This is a genomic window from Chloracidobacterium validum (assembly GCF_018304825.1).
Classification (GTDB): Bacteria; Acidobacteriota; Blastocatellia; order Chloracidobacteriales; family Chloracidobacteriaceae; genus Chloracidobacterium; species Chloracidobacterium validum.
Map to the genome: position 1 here is coordinate 1,208,490 of NZ_CP072648.1, position 19,672 is coordinate 1,228,161.

Consider the following 19,672-nt stretch of genomic DNA (forward strand, 5'->3'; position numbering starts at 1 on the left):
GGCTTGCGCTCCCAGAGCGACCTCCGCCCCCTACCGGGCTGGCTCAATCAGTTTTTGATTTTCATTCTTGGCATCGAGCGACGGGTTATCAATCTTTTTGGCTTGCCTTTGGGAGTCTCCCTGATCTGCACGGCTCGGAAACGCGCCTGGGTTCGGGCGTCAGTGAAGCGTCGCCCGGAGTTCGCATACGATTTCGCTCAACGTGCGTTCGACGATCTGTATATCAACCGGCTTGGGGATGAGTCGCACCCGCTGCGCTTGCAGGTCTCTGGGATGGAGACGGGCCGCCCACCCTGTGACGAGTGTGATCGAAAGGCCGGGAACGATGGCTCGTGCCTCGGCGATGAGCTGCCAGCCATTGATGTCAGGCATGCCAAGGTCAGTGAACAGAGCATCAAAAGACTCCGTGCGCAAGCGTTGTAATGCCTGGGCTGGATTCGTTTCAACAGTCGGTAAGTGGCCAACCGATGCAATGATGTCGCTGACTGTTTCGGCTACCGGTCGTTCATCATCCACGATCAATATCCGCAGTTGACGTGGCGGTAACTGCGGTACTGATTCGACCACGAGTTCTTGCGCCAGTGAACGGGGCGTCAGGGGAAGGGTGAGAAAAAACGTTGTGCCCCGGCCAAGTTCGCTTTCGACCTCGATTCGCCCTCGGTGCCGGCTGATAATGTTATGTGAAACGCTCAGACCCAACCCCGTTCCTTTTCCCCCCTTGGTGGTATAGAAGGGGTCGAACAGCCGCTTCTTCGTTTCTTCGTTCATGCCAAGGCCGGTGTCGCGGACCACCAGTTTGGCCGACTCGTTTTGTTCATAAACATTGATGATGATTTCACCGCCATTGGGCATCGCATCCAGCGCATTGAAGACCAAATTCGTCACAACCTCGCGCAATTCGGTTGGATTGCCAAGAATATAGACTGGCGCTGGGGCTTGACAGGTAACGCGGACGAGTGTCCCACTGGTTCGCTCCATCCACTTCGGCTGGGTAGCCTCGATGGTTTGTTGCACGAGTTGGCTCAGATCAAGCCGTTCAAAGTCGGAGTCGTCCTGTCGAACACGGGCAAAGTCCTGGATGCGTTTGACGATGTTGGCTGCGTCTTTAGAGACCGTATGGATGATGTCCAGCGAGCGAAGCAGGGTAGCATCCGTCACGTGGGTTTTGAGCAGGCTAATCCGCCCCTGGATAATGGTGAGCGCGTTATTGAAGTTGTGGGCCACGCCCGATGCCAGCTCCCCGAGCGCCCGCAGCCGTTCGGTTTGTTGCATCTGGAGGTGATGCTCCCGCTCTTGCTCGCGCAGTCGCTGGGTTTCAGCGAGTTGCTCCTGGAGTTGCCCGATGAGCCGTGAGTTGTGGAGGACAACCGTGGCATGATCAGTCAGTAACTCAAGAATTTCCACTTCTTCAGGCAGCGGGTCCGGGCCGTGCCGGTCCACGCTAAACGTGCCGAAAAGGCGGCCCTCAAGTGCCAAGGGGACAATAACAATAGTGCCTGGATGCCAGAGACGCAGGGGCGACTCCGTATTGCGTCCGACGATAAACGAGTGGTCGCCAACCCGCCGGTGCACGCCGGAGATCCGCGCGCCAGGCGTGGTGGAAAAGCCGCCAACCTTGGTTCGTTGAGAGCTGAGAACATCCAGTTCGACGCGCTGGGCATCACTGAACGTTCCAGCAAAAGCGGCGATGAACGAATCATTGGCTGAAGTCAACGCTGGGTCGCGGAGGCAAAATATGGCCCGCTCCCAGCCCATATCGCAGGCCACTTCGCACATCCAACGAAGAATCTCTGAGACGCTGAGATAGCCAATGTTCAGGCTGAGGTGATGTTTAACCTGATTGGCGACTTCAACGATACGGCGCAGCCGTTGCGACTCTTGCGTGAGGCGCTGGCGCAACCGGGTGTTGTTGATAGCAACGGCGACCTGCTCGGCCAGTGGTGTCACCAACTCAACGGTAGCATCACAGTAAGCCCCTACAGTTCGGCTGGTGAAGTTGAGTGTTCCAATGACTTTGCTATCCAGGGTCAGCGGATGACAGAGCGTCGAGCGGTAGCCCTGCTCACTCCATTCGGCGTACGTGACAAAGCGTGTTTCTTGCCGAATGTCTGGCACGACAACCGGCTGCCCATGGCTGACGACCCAGGCGGTTACCGTCTTGTCACCAGGAACGATGGTGCCGGCCTGCACCGAACTGGAGCCATCCCCCTGAAGCGCGTAAACCTCGACTTCATTGGTATCGGGCTTGAAAAGCGTGATGCTCGTGCGGTCGAAGGGCAAGAACTGAATCACCTCGCGGGCTAACGTTTGAAAAATTTCCTCCATCGTGCGACCCGCGTGAATCGCACGGCTGACGGCGAGGAGCGAGGCCGTGGTTTGCGTTGGCTGGCAAGCTGGGGCATTTGGCGAGATAACCAGCGCGATAAATTTTTCCTGATTGAGTTCGATTGGATAAAGCGTGGCGGTCGTTTCCGGGTCGAGGCTGACAATCTGTGGCAGGGTTGTTTCGCCACGTGCCAGTGAATGAACATATGGCCGGAGCGATGCTGGAAGTTGAGGTAAGGACAATGCGCCAGACAGGTCAAAAGCGGTTTGCTCTGCTGAAGGCTCTGTGGTGCTGGACAGCGCCGTGGCCTGAAGCAGTTGACCGTTCGCATCGAAAAGGTAGTGTCCGGGCGCAAGTGACCCCGACTGCGCAGTAGAAGCCATTGGTTGATTCCTTGGCTACATCGTTTGTTGAAGTCGTGCACGCTAAACCACCAGATGGCTTGGGGGAGGTGGTGGCGTTAGTGTTTTGGTAAATTCAGCCCCTGGTTGTCAAATGGTGGCGATGTTGCTAGCCGGTGTGACCTCACTTGGTCTGCGGGACATCTCCTGCGCAGCGAAATCCCAGGGTGAACGCAATTGTGCCCGGTGGCAGTCCGTAGCGGTGCGTGACCTTCAGGTACTCGGCGCGGTCATTCCATGAGCCGCCGCGCACGACGCGCCCGCGTCCAAAGTCGGGACCACGCGGGTTGCGTACGGCCCGGCCTACGTCATCCTCCGCGTCAAACCAGTCGGCGCACCACTCGGCAGCATTTCCGGCCAGGTCATAAAGTCCGAATGGGTTGGGTGGAAATGTCGCCACTGGGGTCGTTTGAATCCCACGCAGTGGCATGCGTCGGGGATTAACGATGACGTAGTCAAAGGTCGCCGCTCCAGGCAGAGCATCGCTGCCGGTTCCATACTGTGCCGCTGGTCGTCCGGCGCGTGCCGCAAACTCCCATTCGGTCTCGGTCGGCAGGCGCTTCCCGGCCCAGTGAGCATAGGCAGCGGCATCGTTCCAGGTCACCGCGACAACGGGGTGGCGGTCCCGGTCAGGTGTTGCGTAGAGCATCCAGCGTCCCTCGCTCTGATAGCCGGTTGCGGTGACGAACCGCCGAAAATCAGCATTCGTCACCTCGGTTTGGTCAAGAAAAAATGGTGATACCGTCACCAAGTTACTGTGCGCCACATCGGGCTGACGAACAAAGGTGCCACCAGGAATGAACACCATGCCCGGCGGTGGCGCCGGGATGCGGTACGGTGGCTCAGGTGGGCGGACTTGGCAGCCAGTCAACCAAAACAGCAAAACGGTCACCCATAGTCCGGTGCGGCGCAGGGCTACCTGTCTCCAAGCCTGGCTACGATGGAGCATTTCACAGTGTTACGTCGAGGCAGGTGTTGCGTTACGGTGGATGATATACCACCTGGGCGGCACGTAAACTGTGCGCTGGGTCGCGCCACCCAACCCACCAACTGAGCTGGCTTGCGAACGAATGGCGGGTAGTCGGTGGCTTGCAGAACGATTGTATCTTGACGTACAAACAGTCTCACCCGCCTACGAGCTTACAAGGTGGCTTCCAGCGCAAGCCGGATCATGTCGTACGGAGGAGGTTCCCCGCCGATGTACCTCGACGAGTTTAAGCAACAGTTGCCAGACGCCGATCCGCAGGAAACTGCCGAATGGCTCGAAGCTCTTGAGCAAGTGGTCAATCAAGAGGGTTCTGAGCGCGCCCAGTTTTTGCTGCGCAAATTGCTCAAGAAATCGCGCCTGATGCGGGTCGGACTGCCGGAGTTGGTGCAGACGCCCTACATCAACACCATTTCACCGGAGCAGGAGCCGCCATTTCCGGGTGACGAAGAGATGGAGTTGCGGATTCGGCGCATCGTGCGTTGGAACGCCGTCGCCATGGTCGTGCGGGCAAATCACTACTACCCTGGCATTGGGGGGCACTTGGCAACCTATGCCTCGTCGGCCAGTCTGTACGAAGTCGGTTTCAACCACTTTTTCCAAGGGAAGGATGACGGACAAGCCGGCGATCACATCTTTTATCAGGGCCATGCCGCGCCGGGTATTTATGCCCGGGCTTTTTTGGAAGGACGCCTAACCACCGAACACCTCGAACACTTCCGCCGCGAAGCACTTGGGCGGGGGCTGTCGAGTTACCCACATCCGCGGTTGATGCCGGATTTTTGGGAATTTCCGACCGTGTCAATGGGGTTGGGTCCGATCAATGCCATTTATCAAGCGCGCTTCAATCGCTATCTGCACAACCGGGGCATCGTTGACACCTCCCGGTCGCGAGTCTGGGCTTTTTTAGGCGATGGTGAGACAGACGAGCCGGAATCACTGGGGGCGCTCCATCTAGCGGCACGGGAAAGCCTCGACAACCTCACCTTCGTTATCAACTGCAACCTGCAACGGCTTGATGGTCCGGTGCGTGGCAACGGCAAGATTATCCAGGAACTGGAGGCCGTGTTCCGGGGGGCTGGGTGGAACGTCATCAAGGTGATTTGGAGTCGGCGGTGGGACCCACTGCTGGCTAAGGACACCGAAGGGGCGCTGCTGCACATCATGAACACGACCCTCGACGGCGAGTTTCAGAAGTATTCTGTCGAGACCGGCGCTTACATCCGACGGCACTTTTTCGGCAAGGACCCACGGGCGCTGGCCCTGGTTGAGCATATGTCCGATCGTGACCTGGAGCGCCTCCGTCGTGGCGGTCACGATCACTTGAAGATTTATGCTGCCTACAAGGCCGCCATTGAACATCAGGGGCAGCCGACCGTCATTCTCGTCAAGACGGTCAAGGGCTGGATGCTGGGAGAAAGCGCGACCGGACGCAATGCCACGCACCAACTCAAGAAGCTCACTGAATCAGAACTCAAGAAATTCCGTGACTTGATGGCACTGCCGATTCCGGATGCCCAGGTTGGCGATGCGCCCTACTACCATCCCGGCGAGAAGTCACCTGAAGTTGAGTACTTACGCGAGCGGCGGCGGCAACTTGGGGGCGATCTCCCAAAGCGCGTCGTGCGGTCAAAACCGCTGACCTTGCCGGAAGCCGATCTCTACACGGAGTTTACCGTTGCCAACCAGCAGCCGGTTTCGACGACGATGGCCATCGTTCGTCTCTTGCGCAAGTTGCTCGATGACAAGCACATCGGACGCCGCATCGTGCCCATTATTCCAGATGAGGCACGGACTTTCGGCATGGATTTCCTCTTCAAAAAAGTCGGCATCTACGCCGCCAAGGGCCAGCTCTACGATCCGGTGGACTCCGATTTGCTCTTTAGTTACCGCGAGGCCAAAGACGGGCAGCTTCTCGAAGAAGGCATTACGGAAGCGGGCGCCATGGGGTCGTTTACGGCCGCCAGCACGGCCTATGCCACCCATGGCGAGCCGATGATTCCGTTTTACATGTTCTACTCGATGTTTGGTTTTCAGCGAACCGGCGATCAGGCCTGGGCGGTTGGTGACGCGCGCGGCCGGGGCTTTCTAATCGGCGCGACGGCCGGGCGCACTACCCTCAACGGAGAAGGTCTCCAGCACCAGGACGGTCATAGCCACATTCTGGCTTCGACCGTTCCGTGCTGCGCGCAGTACGATCCGGCGTTTCACTTTGAAATTGCTTGCATCGTGCGCGATGGGCTGCGGCGGATGTACGAGCGCGAAGAAGACGTTTTTTATTACATCACCGTTCACAATGAAAACTACGCCATGCCGGCCATGCCACGCGGCGTTGAGGATGGCATTTTGCGTGGACTCTATCTGTTCAAGCCCTGCCTTGATGCCAAGCGGCATACTGTGCAGCTTTTCGGGAGCGGGGCAATCATGATGCAGGCGCTGGAGGCGCAACGCATCCTGTCTGAGCGCTATGATGTTGCGGCGGATGTCTGGTCGGCGACCAGCTATCGCGCCCTCCGTGATGACGCCTTGGCAGTCGAGGCGTGGAATCTGGACAATCCGCTGGAAGCGCCCCGGATACCCTACATTCAGAAGGTTTTGGCTAATGCGCAAGGCCCAATCATTGCCGTCAGTGACTATGTGAAAGCCTGGCCGGATAGCGTTTCCCGGTGGATCAAGCAGCCATTCATCGCGCTGGGAACGGACGGCTTCGGAATGAGTGATACCCGCGAGCAGTTGCGCCGTCATTTCAAGGTAGATGCCGCATCCATTGTTTATACGGCGCTTTACAAGCTGGCTGAAATGGGACGGCTCGGCTTTGATGAAGTCGCGCGCGCCAAGGCCGAACTCTACGGGGATGCCGTGGTTTCCGAACCGGTCGCCAGCCACTAGCATGTTCGGTGAGTGGACTAGCCTTTCCCCCGACCCAGCTCGATGTGGTTCAGGTTCACCGCTGGGCGCTTGCCTTGCGCCGGGCAGCCGAGCTGTTTCGGTCCGGGCGCTTTGCCGAGCTTTATTTTGGTCCGGCTGAACAGCTCGACGCCGACCGGTTTCCCGGTTTTCGTCCGGCGGTGCTCTACTGGGTCGCCACTGCGGAGCGTGAGCGTCTGACCTACGGGCTGGCGTTGGCGGAAGCCGGGCTGACGCTGGCCGACTTGCCGACCGTCGAGCCGCGCGTCGAGTGTCATCAGTCCGATTTTCTCAAGGACTGCCAGCAGCTTTGGGCTGCCCTCGCTTCAGAACTGCCCTTTGAACTGTCGCTCGATGAAGCCGCGCTCGCCGGCGTCACGGGCCTGCCCGAAGATTGGCTGACACGATTCAATGTGGCGACGGATTGGGCGCGCCGGCAGCCAGCGGCGCAAGCCACCTGGGCAGCCTGGAGTGACTTGGCGCTGGTGGCACGGACGGCACAGAGCATGGAGACCATTCGGGCGGCACTCGTGCTGGCCGAACTCGACCTGCGAACCGATCTGTCTGCGCTCATCACGCGCATCAGCGCCGATTTCGGACGCCGTCTCAACGAGTTTTTCTTTGCGCAAGTGCTTGGCGGCATTGCGGACGAGCCTCGCGCCACGGGCGAGCGCTTGGGACGCAACGGTGTCTTTGCCGAGCACGACCTTTCAAAGACGCATGTCCAGCCCCTTGCCGGCTTGCTGACCTTGGTTGGCGCCTGGCTGGGTGGTCCACCGCTCACCATTGAAACCACCATTCGGACGTGCTCTTTTCAAACGCAGACCCGGGTTGTTTTGACGGCCGAAGGACGTGAGCCGGGGCTAGGACGGCATCTCTGCAGGCTCTGCGCCGCTTTTGACCAAGCAACGCTCGACGCCGTCCTCCCAAGGTTGCTCAACCCCCGAAGCCGATTGCATGCCAGCCTAGGTCGTGGTGATCCGGCCTGTCGGTTTAGCGCCGAGCTTGGCTAGCGAATCACTTGCCGCGTTCAATCGCGGCGCAGTGTGGGTCGCTGGGTGCGTTGGCGTTCGTGTCAACGTAAGGCACAGGACGAAACAATTGAAAACGCCAAGGTAGCCAACTTCGTGCCTGAGGAGGTGCTTGTGACGCCAACCACTGACCACGACCGCCTGTTCAAGGAACTCTTCACGCTATTCTTTCCCGACTTCCTTGACCTGTTCGCCCCCGATGCGGCCGCCCGGGTGGATAAAGCCTCGCTGGTGTTTCTCGACAAGGAACTCTTCACCGATGTCACGCGCGGCGAACGTCGCCAGGCAGATTTGGTCGTCAAAGGTCGCCTGCGTGACCAGGACGCCTGCTTCCTCGTTCACATCGAAACCCAGGCGACACGGCAGGCGGACTTTGCCGAGCGGATGTTTTTGTATGGGGCGCGGCTGTATGAAAAACACCGGCTACCGCTCTACCCGGTAGCGGTGTTGTCCTATGATGCACCACGTGCGCCTGAACCGGACGCCTTTGAGCTGTGGTGCGGTGCATGGCTGCCATTGCGGTATGCCTTTCGGGTGGTACAGTTGAACCGGTTGAACTGGCGTGACTTCGTGAACCGTCCGAATCCGGTGGCGAGCGCGTTGATGGCGAAGATGGGAATGCGTCAGGGGGAGCGGGTTCGGGTCAAGGTGGAGTGTTTGCGGATGTTGGCGGGCTTGCGGCTAGACAAGGCGCGGACGCAGGTCGTGTCGGGTTTCGTGGATACATACTTGCGATTGAACGAAGTGGAGCAGGCGGCGTTTATGGAGGAAGCAGCGCAGCTTGAGCCGGAAGCGCGGGAGGGCGTCATGCAGATTGTAACGAGTTGGATGGAAGAAGGTCTCCAACAGGGTCTCCAACAGGGTCTCCAACAGGGTCTCCAGCAAGGTCTCCAGCAGGGGGAGCAAGTTGGGGAGGCAAAGGTCGTCCTGCGATTGTTGCGGCGGCGCTTTGGGGCGGCCGTCGAAGCCGAAACGGAGCGTATCCGGGCGTTGCCGACGACACGGTTAGAGCAACTGGCCGACGACTTGCTGGACTTCACCCAACTTGAAGACTTGACCAACTGGTTGGATGCCAAAGCTGGGTAGGCGGATTCGAGAAGCGCTCGGTTGCCTTGCGCTTTGCCACCGTTCATGAGTCCCGCCGGTCTTGGCGTCATCGGTCACGGGATTGCTCTTACAGCCGGCCTTTCGTCGAGGGAATGTCAGAGCGTCCGCTCAGGCGCCGCGTTGCTGTCCCAAGGGCGCGGGCAGCGGCTTTGAAGGTGGCTTCCAGAATGTGGTGCTGGTTGCGCCCGTAAAGAACGGCAATGTGTAAGGTGAGGCTGGCACTGAAGGCCACCGAGCGCCAAAAATGCTCGGCCATTTCGACGGCAAACATGCCGATTCGTTCGCGTGGGTTGGCCACGTCGTACACCAGATAAGGTCGGCCAGAAATATCCACAACTGCGCGCGCCAGGGTCTCATCCAGTGGGGCGTAGGCGTCACCAAATCGAGCGATGCCCGCTTTGTCCCCAAGGGCCTGCGTCAATGCCTGCCCAAGCGTGATACCGACATCTTCGACGGTATGGTGCTCGTCAATGTCGAGGTCGCCATCGCAGTGAATATCCAAGTCGATGTCGCTGTGCTTGGCAAGCTGCGCCAGCATGTGGTCAAAAAAGCCAATGCCGGTTGTGATCCGGGAAATCCCGGTGCCATCCAAGTCAAGCGTGACAATCACGTTCGTTTCATTGGTGCGTCGCGTGAGCGACGCCGTGCGGTGCGTCATGGTCGTTACTGTCAAATCCTGAGTCGTCAAAGCAGGCTGACCGCGCCGTGGAGCAGCCACTGCATCACAAGCAGCGCGCGCGCCAGTAAGCTGGCGTTGGCTTGCGCCGATGACAAGCGCGTTCGACTGTTATTCGCCGGGTTCATGTCTAACCGCAGGGTGTCGTCTGGATCAAGGACGACGGCAACCAAGTCCCGGTCGGTGGTGATTGGGTAACGATCCGCTTGGCCGTCCCACGTCTCGCGGCGCACGCTGCCATCGGCAAAGCGTAACTCGATGCTGTGCGGCATCACTGCTTCGCCCTGGCGCGTGATGGTGACTTGGCGCGTGTCGAGCGATGTCACGGCGTAGTCGAGTAGCTTCGTTCCACGAAAATACTGGTCGAAAAACCAACTGAGGTCTTCTCCGGCAACTTCCGAAGCCACGTCGAAAAAATCATCCGAGGTCGGGTGTTTGAAGCGCCATCGCTCAAAGTAGGTCTTGAGGATGCGCTGCATCGTTTCCGGCCCAACGTAGCCTTCGAGCATTTTCAGCGTGAGGGCCGGGCGGGCATAGGCATTGAAGGCATAAAGTGACGGGTCGGAGAACTGCCACGCCGGGGTGAGAATGGGATGGGTTGTCACGGCACGCGCCCCCAAGACAAATAACTGGGCGCGTTGAAACGACCAATCTGGGGCGCGAACCGGTAGGCGGAACACCGGACGGCCGCCAAGGCGCAGCCACTGGGCGCTCGAGTTCGGATAGTGGTCTGCCATGAGATTGGCTTCGCAGTAGCTATTGATGCCCTCATCGAGCCAGGCTTCCTCAAACTCATTGCTGGCGACCATGCCATACCAGTACTGATGCCCGAACTCGTGGATGAGGACCACTTCCGGCCCAAGCAGCTCATCGTCGGGCGATTGACGGCGCGTCCCGACGGTGATGAGTGTTGGGTACTCCATGCCGCCGGCGCCATCGGCCGCATAGGCCGGGTCAACGATGGTGAGCGTCTCGTACGGATATGGTCCAATGCTCCGTCCATAGGCTTCAAGGGCGATCCGCGCTGCCCGCAGATGCCGCTCCCGTTGGTCGGCATGCTCCGGCTGAAGCAGCAAGATCAACTTGACGGGCGGAAGACCGGCGGCTTCAAACCGTTCTTCGGTGACAAGAAAATACGGCGAACAAGTCCACGCGAAGTCGTGAACATCAGCTTGGGTGAAGCGATAGCGCGTCCGCCCGTTGGGTAGTGTCTGGCGTTCTCGTTCCACGCCGGTTGCGCCAACCTTGAAGTGGCCGGGCACGTCCAGTGTGACGTCGTATTCGCCAAAGTCGGCGTAAAATTCCGTTGTGGCGTGAAACTGGTGGCAGTTCCAGCCGGCCGTCGTCCGCCGGCGCATGCCGACTGGTTCATAGACGCCCAGTTTGGGAAACCACTGCGCAACCATGAAGAAATCCCCGTAGTAGCCGGTGCGGGCAAACACACGCGGGAGCTTGGCCAAAAATTCAATGTCCAGCGCAATGGTGCCGTTAGGCGGGACAGGCTGAGGTAAGACAACCCGCCATACGGTGCGATCCTCGGCGTTGTCATCGTCCGGGTGAATGAATTCCCCGGCCGGAAGCAGGTCAGTTCCATCGCTGAGGCGCATGCTCAACAGGTCAATCGCACCAGGAAACTGAGCATCCATCCGGTCTCCACGCAACTGTCCGCCATCAGAGCCACGGCGAAAGGAGCTTCGTTCATCCCGAAAAGCGTTCAGGTAAAGATGAAACTGCAAGTCCGGCACGGCATGGGACGCCGGATTGCGCCACACGAGGCGTTCCCGGCCGCGGATTTCCTTGTTCTCGGTATCGAGAATGGCTTCAATCTGGTATCGTACCCGGCGGTCGGAAAGTGGCGCATTCGCATCGCCGGGTGCCGCGGGCGTTAGACCAAAGTGTAGGACCAGCCAGAGCAGGAGACCGCCAAGTATCCTCCAGGTGCGCGGATGGTTTTTTGTTTTCCAGACAGCTTCCGACATGGTCAACCCTTCATTATCAAACCTTTTGCTGGGTGAAGCGTTCTAACCGTAAGGCGCTGGTAGTTTTTAGCGACGCGACAAGACGATGGGCGCGCTAACGTGTACACTAGCGCGCAGGCTTGATTTCGTCACGGGAGGATTTTAGCTCATGTTCTCGGTACGGTATTCTCGATGCGTTGTAAGCTGGCTGCTCGTCACCGGATTACTGGTCGTCCCCGTGTTTCCCACTCGTGTCTGGGCGGATGACAAGGATAAGCGAACCAACTCTCCGGTGACGCGCAAGTTGAGCGACAAAGAAAACCCCTTGATGATCGGCAAACGCGACATCAACAAAGGCAGCCTCAACTTTTACTCAAAAGACAAGGAAATGGCGATTGGCGCGCAGTTAGCTGCCGATCTTGACCGTCAACTCAAGTTTGTCACCGATCCAGTCGTGGTTGAGTATGTCAACCGCATTGGGCAGACGCTTGCTCAGAATTCCGATTCCAAAATGCCTTTTACCATCAAGGTCGTTGATTCACCCGAGGTCAATGCCTTTGCCTTACCGGGTGGCTATTTCTATGTCAACAAGGGATTGATTCTGGCGGCAGATAACGAAGCCCAGGTGGCGAGCGTGATGGCGCACGAAATTGCTCACGTCGCCGCGCGGCATGCCACCGAACAGGTATCCAAAGGCCAGTTGGCGCAGTTTGGCATGATCCCGCTTATCTTTGTCGGTGGCGTGGCTGGCGTACTCGTCGCCAATGCCGCAAACATTCTCGTGCCGCTGACCTTTCTCAAATTTGGTCGCAATGCGGAATTTGAGGCTGACATGCTTGGCGCGCAGTACGCGTGGGCCAGTGGTTACGACCCAGATGAGTTCATTGCCTTTTTTGAAAAGCTGAAAGCGCAACAGGATCCGAAGCAGAAAATCCCGACGGTGTTCTCAACACACCCGCCATCAGAGGAGCGCGCCACGAAAATGCGTCAGTTGACAGCGGCTTTCCCAGTGCGGGACGAATACACGATCAGCTCTTCGGAGTTTGCGCGGGTCAAAGCCCGGTTAGGGGCAATTGCGCCGGATGCCGGGCGGCGGATTGGCCCGGGTGGCGGCAGCGACACCGGCCCGAGTCGTCCTACCCTGCGCCGCCGTCAACCGGATGCGCCACCCGACGATGACGACATGGGCGCTCCAAGCGACCGTCCACAGAAGTCTGAGCCATCCAACCGTCCAACCCTGCGGCGGCGTACCGACACGCCACCGAGCGATGACGAGCCGCCACTAAACTAGGTTTTTTGTTCGGGCTAGGTTGACCGCCTCCACATGTTTTGCAGCAAACGTGTGGAGGCGGCTGCCTGTTTTGAAAAGAAACTACGATGACCACACGTTACATTCTTGCCCTTGACCAGGGAACGACCAGTTCGCGCGCGATTGTGTTTGACCAGGAAGGGGGCATCGTGGCGCTTGCCCAGCGACCCTTCGAGCAGCTTTTCCCACAGCCGGGTTGGGTTGAACACCGACCAGAAGACATCTGGAACTCACAAATCGGGGCAGCGCGTGAAGCGCTCCGGCAGTCCGGATTAACCGCCCGTGACATTGCTGCCATTGGCTTGACCAATCAACGCGAGACAACGCTGATCTGGGACCGGACAACCGGCGAGCCACTGGGCAACGCAATTGTATGGCAGTGTCGCCGCACGGCTGCGCGCTGCGACGCCCTCCGCGCCCAGCCGGTCGCGCAGACAATCCAAGCCAAAACTGGACTGGTCGTGGATGCCTACTTTTCGGCCAGCAAGGCTGAATGGCTGCTCGAACACTGGCCAGATGCGCGCCGCCGGGCTGAAGCCGGTGAGCTTGCCTTTGGAACGGTGGATACCTGGTTGCTCTGGCAGTTGACCGGCGGACGGGTTCACGCCACGGACGTCACCAATGCGAGCCGAACCATGCTGTTTGATATTCACCAACTGACGTGGGACGCCGAATTATGCTCGCTGTTTTCTATTCCCATGGCGATGTTGCCGACGGTTGTCCCGTCCAGTGGTTACTTAGGTGAAACCAGCCCAGAAATCTTTGGTGATGCCATCCCAATTTCGGGATTAGCTGGCGACCAACAAGCCGCGTTGTTTGGGCAAATGTGCGCGCGCGTCGGCATGGCTAAAAATACCTACGGAACAGGCTGCTTTTTGCTTTTGCACACCGGGACGAAGCCGTGCTTATCTCAGCAATCATTGCTCTCCACGGTAGCCTGGCGGTTGGGCGATGCCCCGGCTGAGTACGCCCTTGAAGGCAGTGTGTTCATTGCCGGCGCAGCCGTGCAATGGCTCCGCGATGGACTCCAACTCATCGGTGGTGCGGCTGAAACCGAAGCCGTAGCGCGCTCGGTACCAGATACGGATGGCGTGGTGTTCGTGCCGGCCTTTGTGGGGTTGGGTGCGCCCTACTGGGACCCCCATGCCCGCGGTCTTATTGCCGGACTGACGCGCGGAACGACGCGCGCCCATCTCGTGCGCGCCGCGCTCGAAGCCATTGCCTACCAGACGCGCGATGTGGTCGAGGCGATGCTCACCGATGCACGGCAGGCGTTAGGCGCTGGATTTGCACTGACCGAACTCCGCGTGGATGGCGGCGCCGCCGCCAATGACTTTTTGATGCAGTTTCAGGCGGATGTTCTGGGGGTTCCGGTGGTTCGCCCGACCGTGACCGAAACCACCGCAGCCGGTGCGGCCTATCTGGCCGGCTTAGGGTCCGGTTTCTGGCGCGATTTGCCAGAGGTGACAGCCGTCTGGCGGAGCGAACGGATATTTACGCCGTCGCCGGATGGTTCGACAAGGCAGACCGGCTATGCGGCGTGGTTGGATGCCGTGCGCCGTACGCAGCGTCTTTGACAACAAACTGGTCAGCGCTTGTCACCATCCCCACCGATCACGCCGCGCTCGGCCCGCGAGGCGAGCTTATCCAGGTTGGCGCGGGCAACTGCTTCAAGTGAGGTATCAAGCTCTGCGCAAATCGCAGCAACGTACCACAACACATCTCCAACTTCGTCCAGTAAGCGAGCGCGTTGGTCTTCAGAAAGTTGTCCGCCAGTGTCGCGGATAGCCTTCTTGAGTTTACCGGCGACTTCACCGGCTTCGCTGGCCAGCCCCAAAACCGGATAGACAAGGTTATGCCCACGATTAGGGTAGGCGGCGGTGCGCTCGGCCGCTTGTTGGTACTCATCTAGGGTCAACATCGCCAAACCGTTCCAATGCCTGAGTCAGGTGTGGAGCGCGTCACGGAGTTTGCGACTGCGGCTGGGGTGACTCAGCTTTGCCAGGGCGCGCATTTCAATCTGGCGAATTCGCTCGCGGGTCAACTGAAAGTGCGCTCCAATTTCTTCAAGCGTCCATTCACGGCCGTCCGGCATAAGCCCAAAGCGCCGCATGAGAACTTCCGATTCTCGCGCTGAAAGACGACTCAGGGCCTCACGCAGGTTCTGCGCCATTTCAACCGTCATGGACTCACGCAGGGGGTCCTGCGTGTTGTGGTCAGGCAGCAGGTCGCCGAGTGAGTGCTCCCCATCATCATCGGCCGTTGGTGTTTCAAGTGACACCGGTTCAGTCACGACATTGAGCACCTGGCGCACGTCATCAGGACTCAGCCCAACCAGTGGGGCAATTTCTTCCGGCGTCGGGTCTTCGTCACCATTGGTTGTCATTTGACGCAACACCCGCCGCACCCGGTTCACCCGATCTACCATATATGTTGGAAGGCGAATTGTGCGGGATTGATTCGCAATGGCCAGTTGAATGGCCTGCTTAATCCACCACACGGCATAGGTGGAAAACTTGATGCCGCGCCGCCAGTCGAATTTCTCAACCGCACGAATCAAGCCAATGTTGCCTTCCTGAATGAGGTCTTCCATGGCGAGTCCGCGTCCCATAAAGTCGCGTCCGATAAACACAACCAGCTTGAGGTTAGACTCAATCATGCGGAGCTTGTAAGCTTCGGCCTTTTGCTTGGTTTCCGCGAACCGTTTCCAACTGGAAATAATGGCATCGAGGGGCAGGGCATTGTCGCATTCCATCTTGCGAATCTGCGCCCGGACGGCCTTGAGCTGATGCTTGAGCAATCGAATGGTTGCGGCATCGAGCCGCGAATCCTTGAGCCGGTATTCAAGCCGCGCGCGTTCTGCCTTGAGCGTCAAGGCGTCATCCACGACATTGCCCCACGCGATTTCGAGCCGTCGCCGAATCGTTTTGTTGAAAGGCAGCTTGTAGAGCATGCGTCCGATTTGGACACGTAGCCGACGCACATCGAGGTTCGGGTGGTTGTGCTTGTAGTTTGGTTGCGCAACCATGGCCCGGATGCCGGCCTGGGCAGCTTCGATTGCGGCAAATTTCTCACAGAGCGCGCGTTCCTGGCGTTCGTCAAGGTCTGGCTTGAGCGGCGCTTCACAGCGCTCCCCATCGGCGTCGTCTTCTCCGCGGGGAAGAACCAGCAGGTCGGAGAGCCGTAGCCCTTCGGCTTGTAACCGCTGCGCCAATTGAACGACGTAGTCGGCAACCGCCATGGCGCGTGCTAGCAACCGTATGGCACGGCGTTCCTGGCGCTCCATTTCACGGGCGACAACCGTTTCCTCCTGCCGGGTCAGGAGTGTCGTGTGGGAGAGTGACTTGAGATAAACCGAAATCGTGTCACTCGCGTCGTCATCGGTGGCGTCTGGAGTTGAGTGGGTCTCTTCCGTGACGGAAAAGCTTTCTTCGCTAGGGTCAAGCTCATAGCGCATTGCGTTTTTACTCATGGATACTAAATCTCCAGAAGAAGCACCGCATTGGAAGCCCAGGGTCAACCGGTGAAGAACTGGTTAGGTGGCTTCAGATGTTGAACCAAGCAATGCGAGTTACCAATGAAGGGAGGTCTTCGTCAGGTCATCACGCTGAAGTATTTGTCCGCGCAACTCAATTCTTGTTACTAGGTAAAACACTGATGATTACCCAAGTGATTACCCAAGTAAACACTGTGCGTTATCATACGCTTCCGGGTGGTAAGCGTAAATCTGAGTTGCCGTACGTTATCCGTATAACCTCAGCGAGCTGGTTGCCGTTGCTTGAGTTGCTGCTCGAGAAGCGCCGCGACCTCAATAAAACGGGCATCCCAGGTTTTATTCCGCACCGCCATCTGCCGACGATCAGCGTCTGTTTCGGTATCGGCTACCAAACAGGCTTCGACTTGGTGGATAAAGTCATCCGGTGTTCGCGCGATGCGGACCACATCCGCCATTGGTTCAAACTCTGGAATGGGGACGATGACGACCGGTTTGCCCGTAGCCAAGTACTCCCTGACTTTGGTGGCGCTGGTGTATTTGACAATGTCATGCGTGGCGTCTTTCGGAACGACACAGACATCAAAGTTTGCCGCGAAAGCTGGAAGCTCAGCATAGGGCTGGGCCGGAATGAAGTGGACGTTGGGCAGCCTTTCAATCTGAAGAGGCGCGGTTTTGTTTCCAATGAATACAAACTGCCAGTCTGGACGATGCTCACTCACGTGCATGATGAGCGACTGGTCAATCTGCCACCGTTCAATCGCCCCAAAAAAGCCCAGAATAGGCTTCCCAAGGCGCTTGATGGGGGCTAGGGGAGGGGGACACTCCCAAGAGCCATGGCGCGCGGCCGCGAAATGCTCGAAGTCCACGGCTTGTTCGAGGAGGAATGACTTCTCACGTCCCTGTTGGGCGTCGGCGAGGAGCTTCCAGCCGTGGTAGAAAACAAGGTCGGCCGCCGTAATGAGTTCTTCGTGAAGTTGGCGAATAAAGGCGACGTGTCCGCCTGTATCCACTGGATTGGCATCATATTTATCCGAGACGTGATATGCAACCAGAGATTCGTTGAACTGCCCCACCATGTCTCGCGCCGTTGGAATGGCAATCCACAGAATTGGTCGCTCGATGCGCAACCAGCGGAGGAGCAGCCGTAGCTGGGTGACGAGTAACCAGTGGTTGATGCGTCGCCAGATTGGGTTTGAAAAAAAAGGCGATAGAATCGGTGTGACGACCCAGATTCCTTCTGGCGTCCGCCGGACGTACTTCACATAACTCCGCAGCTTGCGCCGAATTTTGGTCAGAAGTTCTGGGCTGCCGAAGCCGGGCAGCCCCATCGAGATTGAGTTGACAAACACCACCTGGTTGTCGCGCGCAAAGCGTTTCATCAGGTGGTTGTTGGCATGAGGGTGGTGATACCACCAGTCTTCTCCACCAAAGCAGAGAATCGCTCGTCCTTTCATTGCAGGAAAAGAAAGTATGCGGCAATCGCACCAACAATCAGCAAAAACAAAAGCCCCACAGCCCCAATCACAATGAATAAAACTAGGTTTGATTTGCCGCTGGTCTGAGGTGGCGAAGGCACAACCGATGGCGCCATGCTCACCTGTGCATCGTAGCCTGGCATGTCATAGCCTGGAGCATTGACCGGTGGCGGCTCATAGTTCCGTGGTGTTGCTTGGGCAACTTGAGCCACCGTTGCTTCTGACGCAAAAGGCGGTGGGGTTGGCGGTGGCGGGGGAAGCGGGGGATAAGGTTGCTTGTCAAGAACCGTTTCTGCATCAGTCGAAACTGCGGGTGGCGATTGTGGTGAAACCACATCGCTCGGCACCGTGGACTTGCGCGAAATGGTCACGTCACTCGGATTTGGCGCCATGGCCGGTGATGGCGCCAACGTTGCGGCCTCGAAGCGATCCACGGCTGCGCCTGGTGCTAAACGGGCTTCCGGCTGCTCTATGAAATCAAAGCGAACCTTGGGCCCGCCAACCCCAAACTCGATGACATCCGCATGCTTGAGGCGGACTTCGGTAATGCGGCTGCCATTGTGGTAGGTGCCATTGCTAGAGCCAACGTCGCGCAAGAGGTAGCTGCTCCCCTCATGCACGATTTGCGCATGTCGTGTCGAAGCAAGCTGATCCTGGAGCGCCAGTGGCAGCGAGCTGTTTGGATCACGCCCAATGGTGGCTGGGAAGGCGGTGAGCTTGACGCTTTCGCCTTTGCGTAGCCCAGAAAGAAAGACTGCCTCAAGTCCGATCACCATAGGCGATTGGGTCTCCGTTGAAGGGGTGCCGGCCACTGTAGCCAAGGTATTTTCTGGGACAGGCGCAAGTGGTTTGAATGGCGTGCCACAAGCTTTGCAAAACTTAGCATCGTCACGATTCAGCGCCCCACAATTTGGACAAATCATGACTTCTTGCCTCTCACCAGTGAAATCACCGTGCCTAGATTAGTTCTGGCGCAAGGTCTTGACCTGCTCCGTTAGCTTAGGAACGACCTCAAACAAGTCGCCAACAATGCCATAGTCGGCAATCTTGAAAATCGGCGCTTCGGGGTCTTTGTTGATCGCCACAATGAACTTTGAGGACGACATGCCAGCGAGGTGTTGAATCGCACCGGAGATGCCACAGGCGATATACAGTGTTGGGCTGACTGTTTTGCCAGTCTGCCCGACTTGGTGTGAGTGATCAACCCAGCCGGCATCCACGACAGCGCGCGACGCGCCGGCCGCGCCACCCAGGGCATCGGCCAAGTTCTGAATCAGGTAGTAGTTTTCAGGTCCCTTGATGCCCCGTCCGCCAGAGACAATGATACTGGCTTCGGTGAGCTCGATCTTACCTTTGGCCGCAGCCAAGATATCCGTCACCCTCGCCTGGGGCGCATCCACAATCGTTGCGCCAATGGACCTGACTTCGGCCGTGCGGCTGGTGTCCGGCGCGGCAGCCGGGAACACATTCGGGCGCAGCGTGGCAAAGGCCGGCGACCGGCGGAATGTCACCGTGGCAAAGGCCTTGCCCGCATAGACCGGGCGGACGACGGTTAGCACGCCGTTTTCAACCTGTGTTTCAACGACATCCGAGGCTAGTCCGACATCCAGCCGAGCCGCGACCCGTGGCGCCAAATCTTTGCCCATCGCCGTTGCCGGAGCCAACACGACAGCCGGCTGTGCTGTGTGAATCGCCTCCACAAGCACTTTGGCGTAGCCGTCCGTTGAGTATTTTGCCAACGGTGCAACATCCGCGACATAAACCGTGCTGGCGCCATAGTGCGCGGCTTCACCGGCCAGGTGCCCGATAGTTGAACCGATAACCACCGCACTCAGTGGCTGTCCCAGCTTTTCGGCGAGACGTGCCCCTTCCGATAGGGCTTCATACGTTGCTTTCTTGAATGCACCATCGCGCTGCTCAGCAAAAACCAAAACTCCATTCGCCATACCTAAAATCTCCTCAGAAAAACACAAATCCAGCCAACCAGAGGCATCGGGGGAA

14 protein-coding genes and 1 pseudogene are annotated in these 19,672 nt (G+C 58.3%); 5 read left to right on the forward strand and 10 right to left on the reverse strand.

What is annotated here, in order from left to right:
* Positions 1-159: 159 nt before the first annotated feature.
* Together J8C06_RS05055 and J8C06_RS05060 are read right to left on the reverse strand one after the other, a co-directional pair.
* Positions 160-2,709 carry a hybrid sensor histidine kinase/response regulator gene (locus tag J8C06_RS05055; RefSeq protein ID WP_211429694.1) on the reverse strand — a complete coding sequence of 850 codons (2,550 nt, stop codon included), beginning with the start codon at positions 2,707-2,709 and terminating at the stop codon, positions 160-162.
* A 142-nt stretch (positions 2,710-2,851) separates the two neighbouring features.
* Positions 2,852-3,676 carry a formylglycine-generating enzyme family protein gene (locus J8C06_RS05060; protein ID WP_211429695.1) on the reverse strand — a complete coding sequence of 275 codons (825 nt, stop codon included), beginning with the start codon at positions 3,674-3,676 and terminating at the stop codon, positions 2,852-2,854.
* A 222-nt stretch (positions 3,677-3,898) separates the two neighbouring features.
* Between J8C06_RS05060 and aceE the strand changes: the two genes are divergently transcribed.
* From aceE to J8C06_RS05075, 3 genes are all read left to right on the forward strand, one after another.
* Positions 3,899-6,601: a pyruvate dehydrogenase (acetyl-transferring), homodimeric type gene (gene aceE, locus J8C06_RS05065; protein WP_246602090.1), complete on the forward strand. Its 2,703-nt coding sequence runs from the start codon at positions 3,899-3,901 to the stop codon at positions 6,599-6,601.
* A gap of 8 nt (positions 6,602-6,609) precedes the next feature.
* On the forward strand, positions 6,610-7,632 hold the full coding sequence (locus J8C06_RS05070) for a hypothetical protein (RefSeq protein ID WP_211429696.1): 1,023 nt from the start codon (positions 6,610-6,612) through the stop codon (positions 7,630-7,632).
* Positions 7,633-7,764: 132 nt separating this feature from the next.
* Positions 7,765-8,736: a DUF4351 domain-containing protein gene (locus J8C06_RS05075; protein ID WP_211429697.1), complete on the forward strand. Its 972-nt coding sequence runs from the start codon at positions 7,765-7,767 to the stop codon at positions 8,734-8,736.
* 88 nt (positions 8,737-8,824) lie between these two features.
* Here the strand turns inward: J8C06_RS05075 and hisB are convergent, their stop codons facing one another.
* Both hisB and J8C06_RS05085 read right to left on the reverse strand, forming a co-directional pair.
* Positions 8,825-9,415 carry an imidazoleglycerol-phosphate dehydratase HisB gene (hisB, locus tag J8C06_RS05080; RefSeq protein WP_455423715.1) on the reverse strand — a complete coding sequence of 197 codons (591 nt, stop codon included), beginning with the start codon at positions 9,413-9,415 and terminating at the stop codon, positions 8,825-8,827.
* Positions 9,416-9,441: 26 nt separating this feature from the next.
* Positions 9,442-11,412 carry a M1 family metallopeptidase gene (locus tag J8C06_RS05085; RefSeq protein WP_211429698.1) on the reverse strand — a complete coding sequence of 657 codons (1,971 nt, stop codon included), beginning with the start codon at positions 11,410-11,412 and terminating at the stop codon, positions 9,442-9,444.
* 148 nt (positions 11,413-11,560) lie between these two features.
* Between J8C06_RS05085 and J8C06_RS05090 the strand changes: the two genes are divergently transcribed.
* Both J8C06_RS05090 and glpK read left to right on the forward strand, forming a co-directional pair.
* Positions 11,561-12,682: a M48 family metallopeptidase gene (locus J8C06_RS05090; RefSeq protein ID WP_211429699.1), complete on the forward strand. Its 1,122-nt coding sequence runs from the start codon at positions 11,561-11,563 to the stop codon at positions 12,680-12,682.
* Between the two features lie 86 nt (positions 12,683-12,768).
* Positions 12,769-14,277, forward strand: coding sequence for a glycerol kinase GlpK (gene glpK, locus J8C06_RS05095; protein WP_211429700.1), 1,509 nt, complete (start codon positions 12,769-12,771; stop codon positions 14,275-14,277).
* 11 nt (positions 14,278-14,288) lie between these two features.
* Here glpK and J8C06_RS05100 read toward each other — a convergent pair whose 3' ends face one another.
* The 6 genes and pseudogenes from J8C06_RS05100 to J8C06_RS05125 all read right to left on the reverse strand — a co-directional run bounded on the left by J8C06_RS05100 (position 14,289) and on the right by J8C06_RS05125 (position 19,617).
* A complete protein-coding gene (locus tag J8C06_RS05100; RefSeq protein ID WP_407064910.1) occupies positions 14,289-14,621 on the reverse strand; it encodes a nucleoside triphosphate pyrophosphohydrolase family protein in 333 nt (110 codons plus the stop codon).
* A gap of 24 nt (positions 14,622-14,645) precedes the next feature.
* Positions 14,646-16,172, reverse strand: a complete 1,527-nt coding sequence (locus J8C06_RS05105) for a sigma-70 family RNA polymerase sigma factor (RefSeq protein ID WP_211429701.1) — start codon at positions 16,170-16,172, stop codon at positions 14,646-14,648.
* 284 nt (positions 16,173-16,456) lie between these two features.
* Complete coding sequence (locus J8C06_RS05110; RefSeq protein ID WP_211429702.1) at positions 16,457-17,575, reverse strand: glycosyltransferase; 1,119 nt, start codon at positions 17,573-17,575, stop codon at positions 16,457-16,459.
* Positions 17,576-17,646: 71 nt separating this feature from the next.
* On the reverse strand, positions 17,647-18,447 hold the full coding sequence (locus tag J8C06_RS05115; RefSeq protein ID WP_211429901.1) for an FHA domain-containing protein: 801 nt from the start codon (positions 18,445-18,447) through the stop codon (positions 17,647-17,649).
* A gap of 81 nt (positions 18,448-18,528) precedes the next feature.
* Positions 18,529-18,594, reverse strand: a pseudogene (locus J8C06_RS15405) (zinc-ribbon domain-containing protein); the annotation flags it as partial.
* Positions 18,595-18,633: 39 nt separating this feature from the next.
* A complete protein-coding gene (locus J8C06_RS05125) occupies positions 18,634-19,617 on the reverse strand; it encodes an electron transfer flavoprotein subunit alpha/FixB family protein (protein WP_211429703.1) in 984 nt (327 codons plus the stop codon).
* Positions 19,618-19,672 lie beyond the last annotated feature (55 nt).

What these genes read in the sequence shown, in the direction of transcription:
- J8C06_RS05055 (WP_211429694.1), bottom strand. Translation starts at nt 2,709, where the DNA reads ATGGCTTCTACTGCGCAGTCGGGGTCACTTGCGCCCGGACACTACCTT.
- J8C06_RS05060 (WP_211429695.1), bottom strand. Translation starts at nt 3,676, where the DNA reads ATGCTCCATCGTAGCCAGGCTTGGAGACAGGTAGCCCTGCGCCGCACC.
- aceE (WP_246602090.1), top strand. Translation starts at nt 3,899, where the DNA reads ATGTCGTACGGAGGAGGTTCCCCGCCGATGTACCTCGACGAGTTTAAG.
- hisB (WP_455423715.1), bottom strand. Translation starts at nt 9,415, where the DNA reads ATGACGCACCGCACGGCGTCGCTCACGCGACGCACCAATGAAACGAAC.
- J8C06_RS05085 (WP_211429698.1), bottom strand. Translation starts at nt 11,412, where the DNA reads ATGTCGGAAGCTGTCTGGAAAACAAAAAACCATCCGCGCACCTGGAGG.
- J8C06_RS05090 (WP_211429699.1), top strand. Translation starts at nt 11,561, where the DNA reads ATGTTCTCGGTACGGTATTCTCGATGCGTTGTAAGCTGGCTGCTCGTC.
- glpK (WP_211429700.1), top strand. Translation starts at nt 12,769, where the DNA reads ATGACCACACGTTACATTCTTGCCCTTGACCAGGGAACGACCAGTTCG.
- J8C06_RS05100 (WP_407064910.1), bottom strand. Translation starts at nt 14,621, where the DNA reads ATGTTGACCCTAGATGAGTACCAACAAGCGGCCGAGCGCACCGCCGCC.
- J8C06_RS05105 (WP_211429701.1), bottom strand. Translation starts at nt 16,172, where the DNA reads ATGAGTAAAAACGCAATGCGCTATGAGCTTGACCCTAGCGAAGAAAGC.
- J8C06_RS05110 (WP_211429702.1), bottom strand. Translation starts at nt 17,575, where the DNA reads ATGAAACGCTTTGCGCGCGACAACCAGGTGGTGTTTGTCAACTCAATC.
- J8C06_RS05115 (WP_211429901.1), bottom strand. Translation starts at nt 18,447, where the DNA reads ATGGTGATCGGACTTGAGGCAGTCTTTCTTTCTGGGCTACGCAAAGGC.
- J8C06_RS05125 (WP_211429703.1), bottom strand. Translation starts at nt 19,617, where the DNA reads ATGGCGAATGGAGTTTTGGTTTTTGCTGAGCAGCGCGATGGTGCATTC.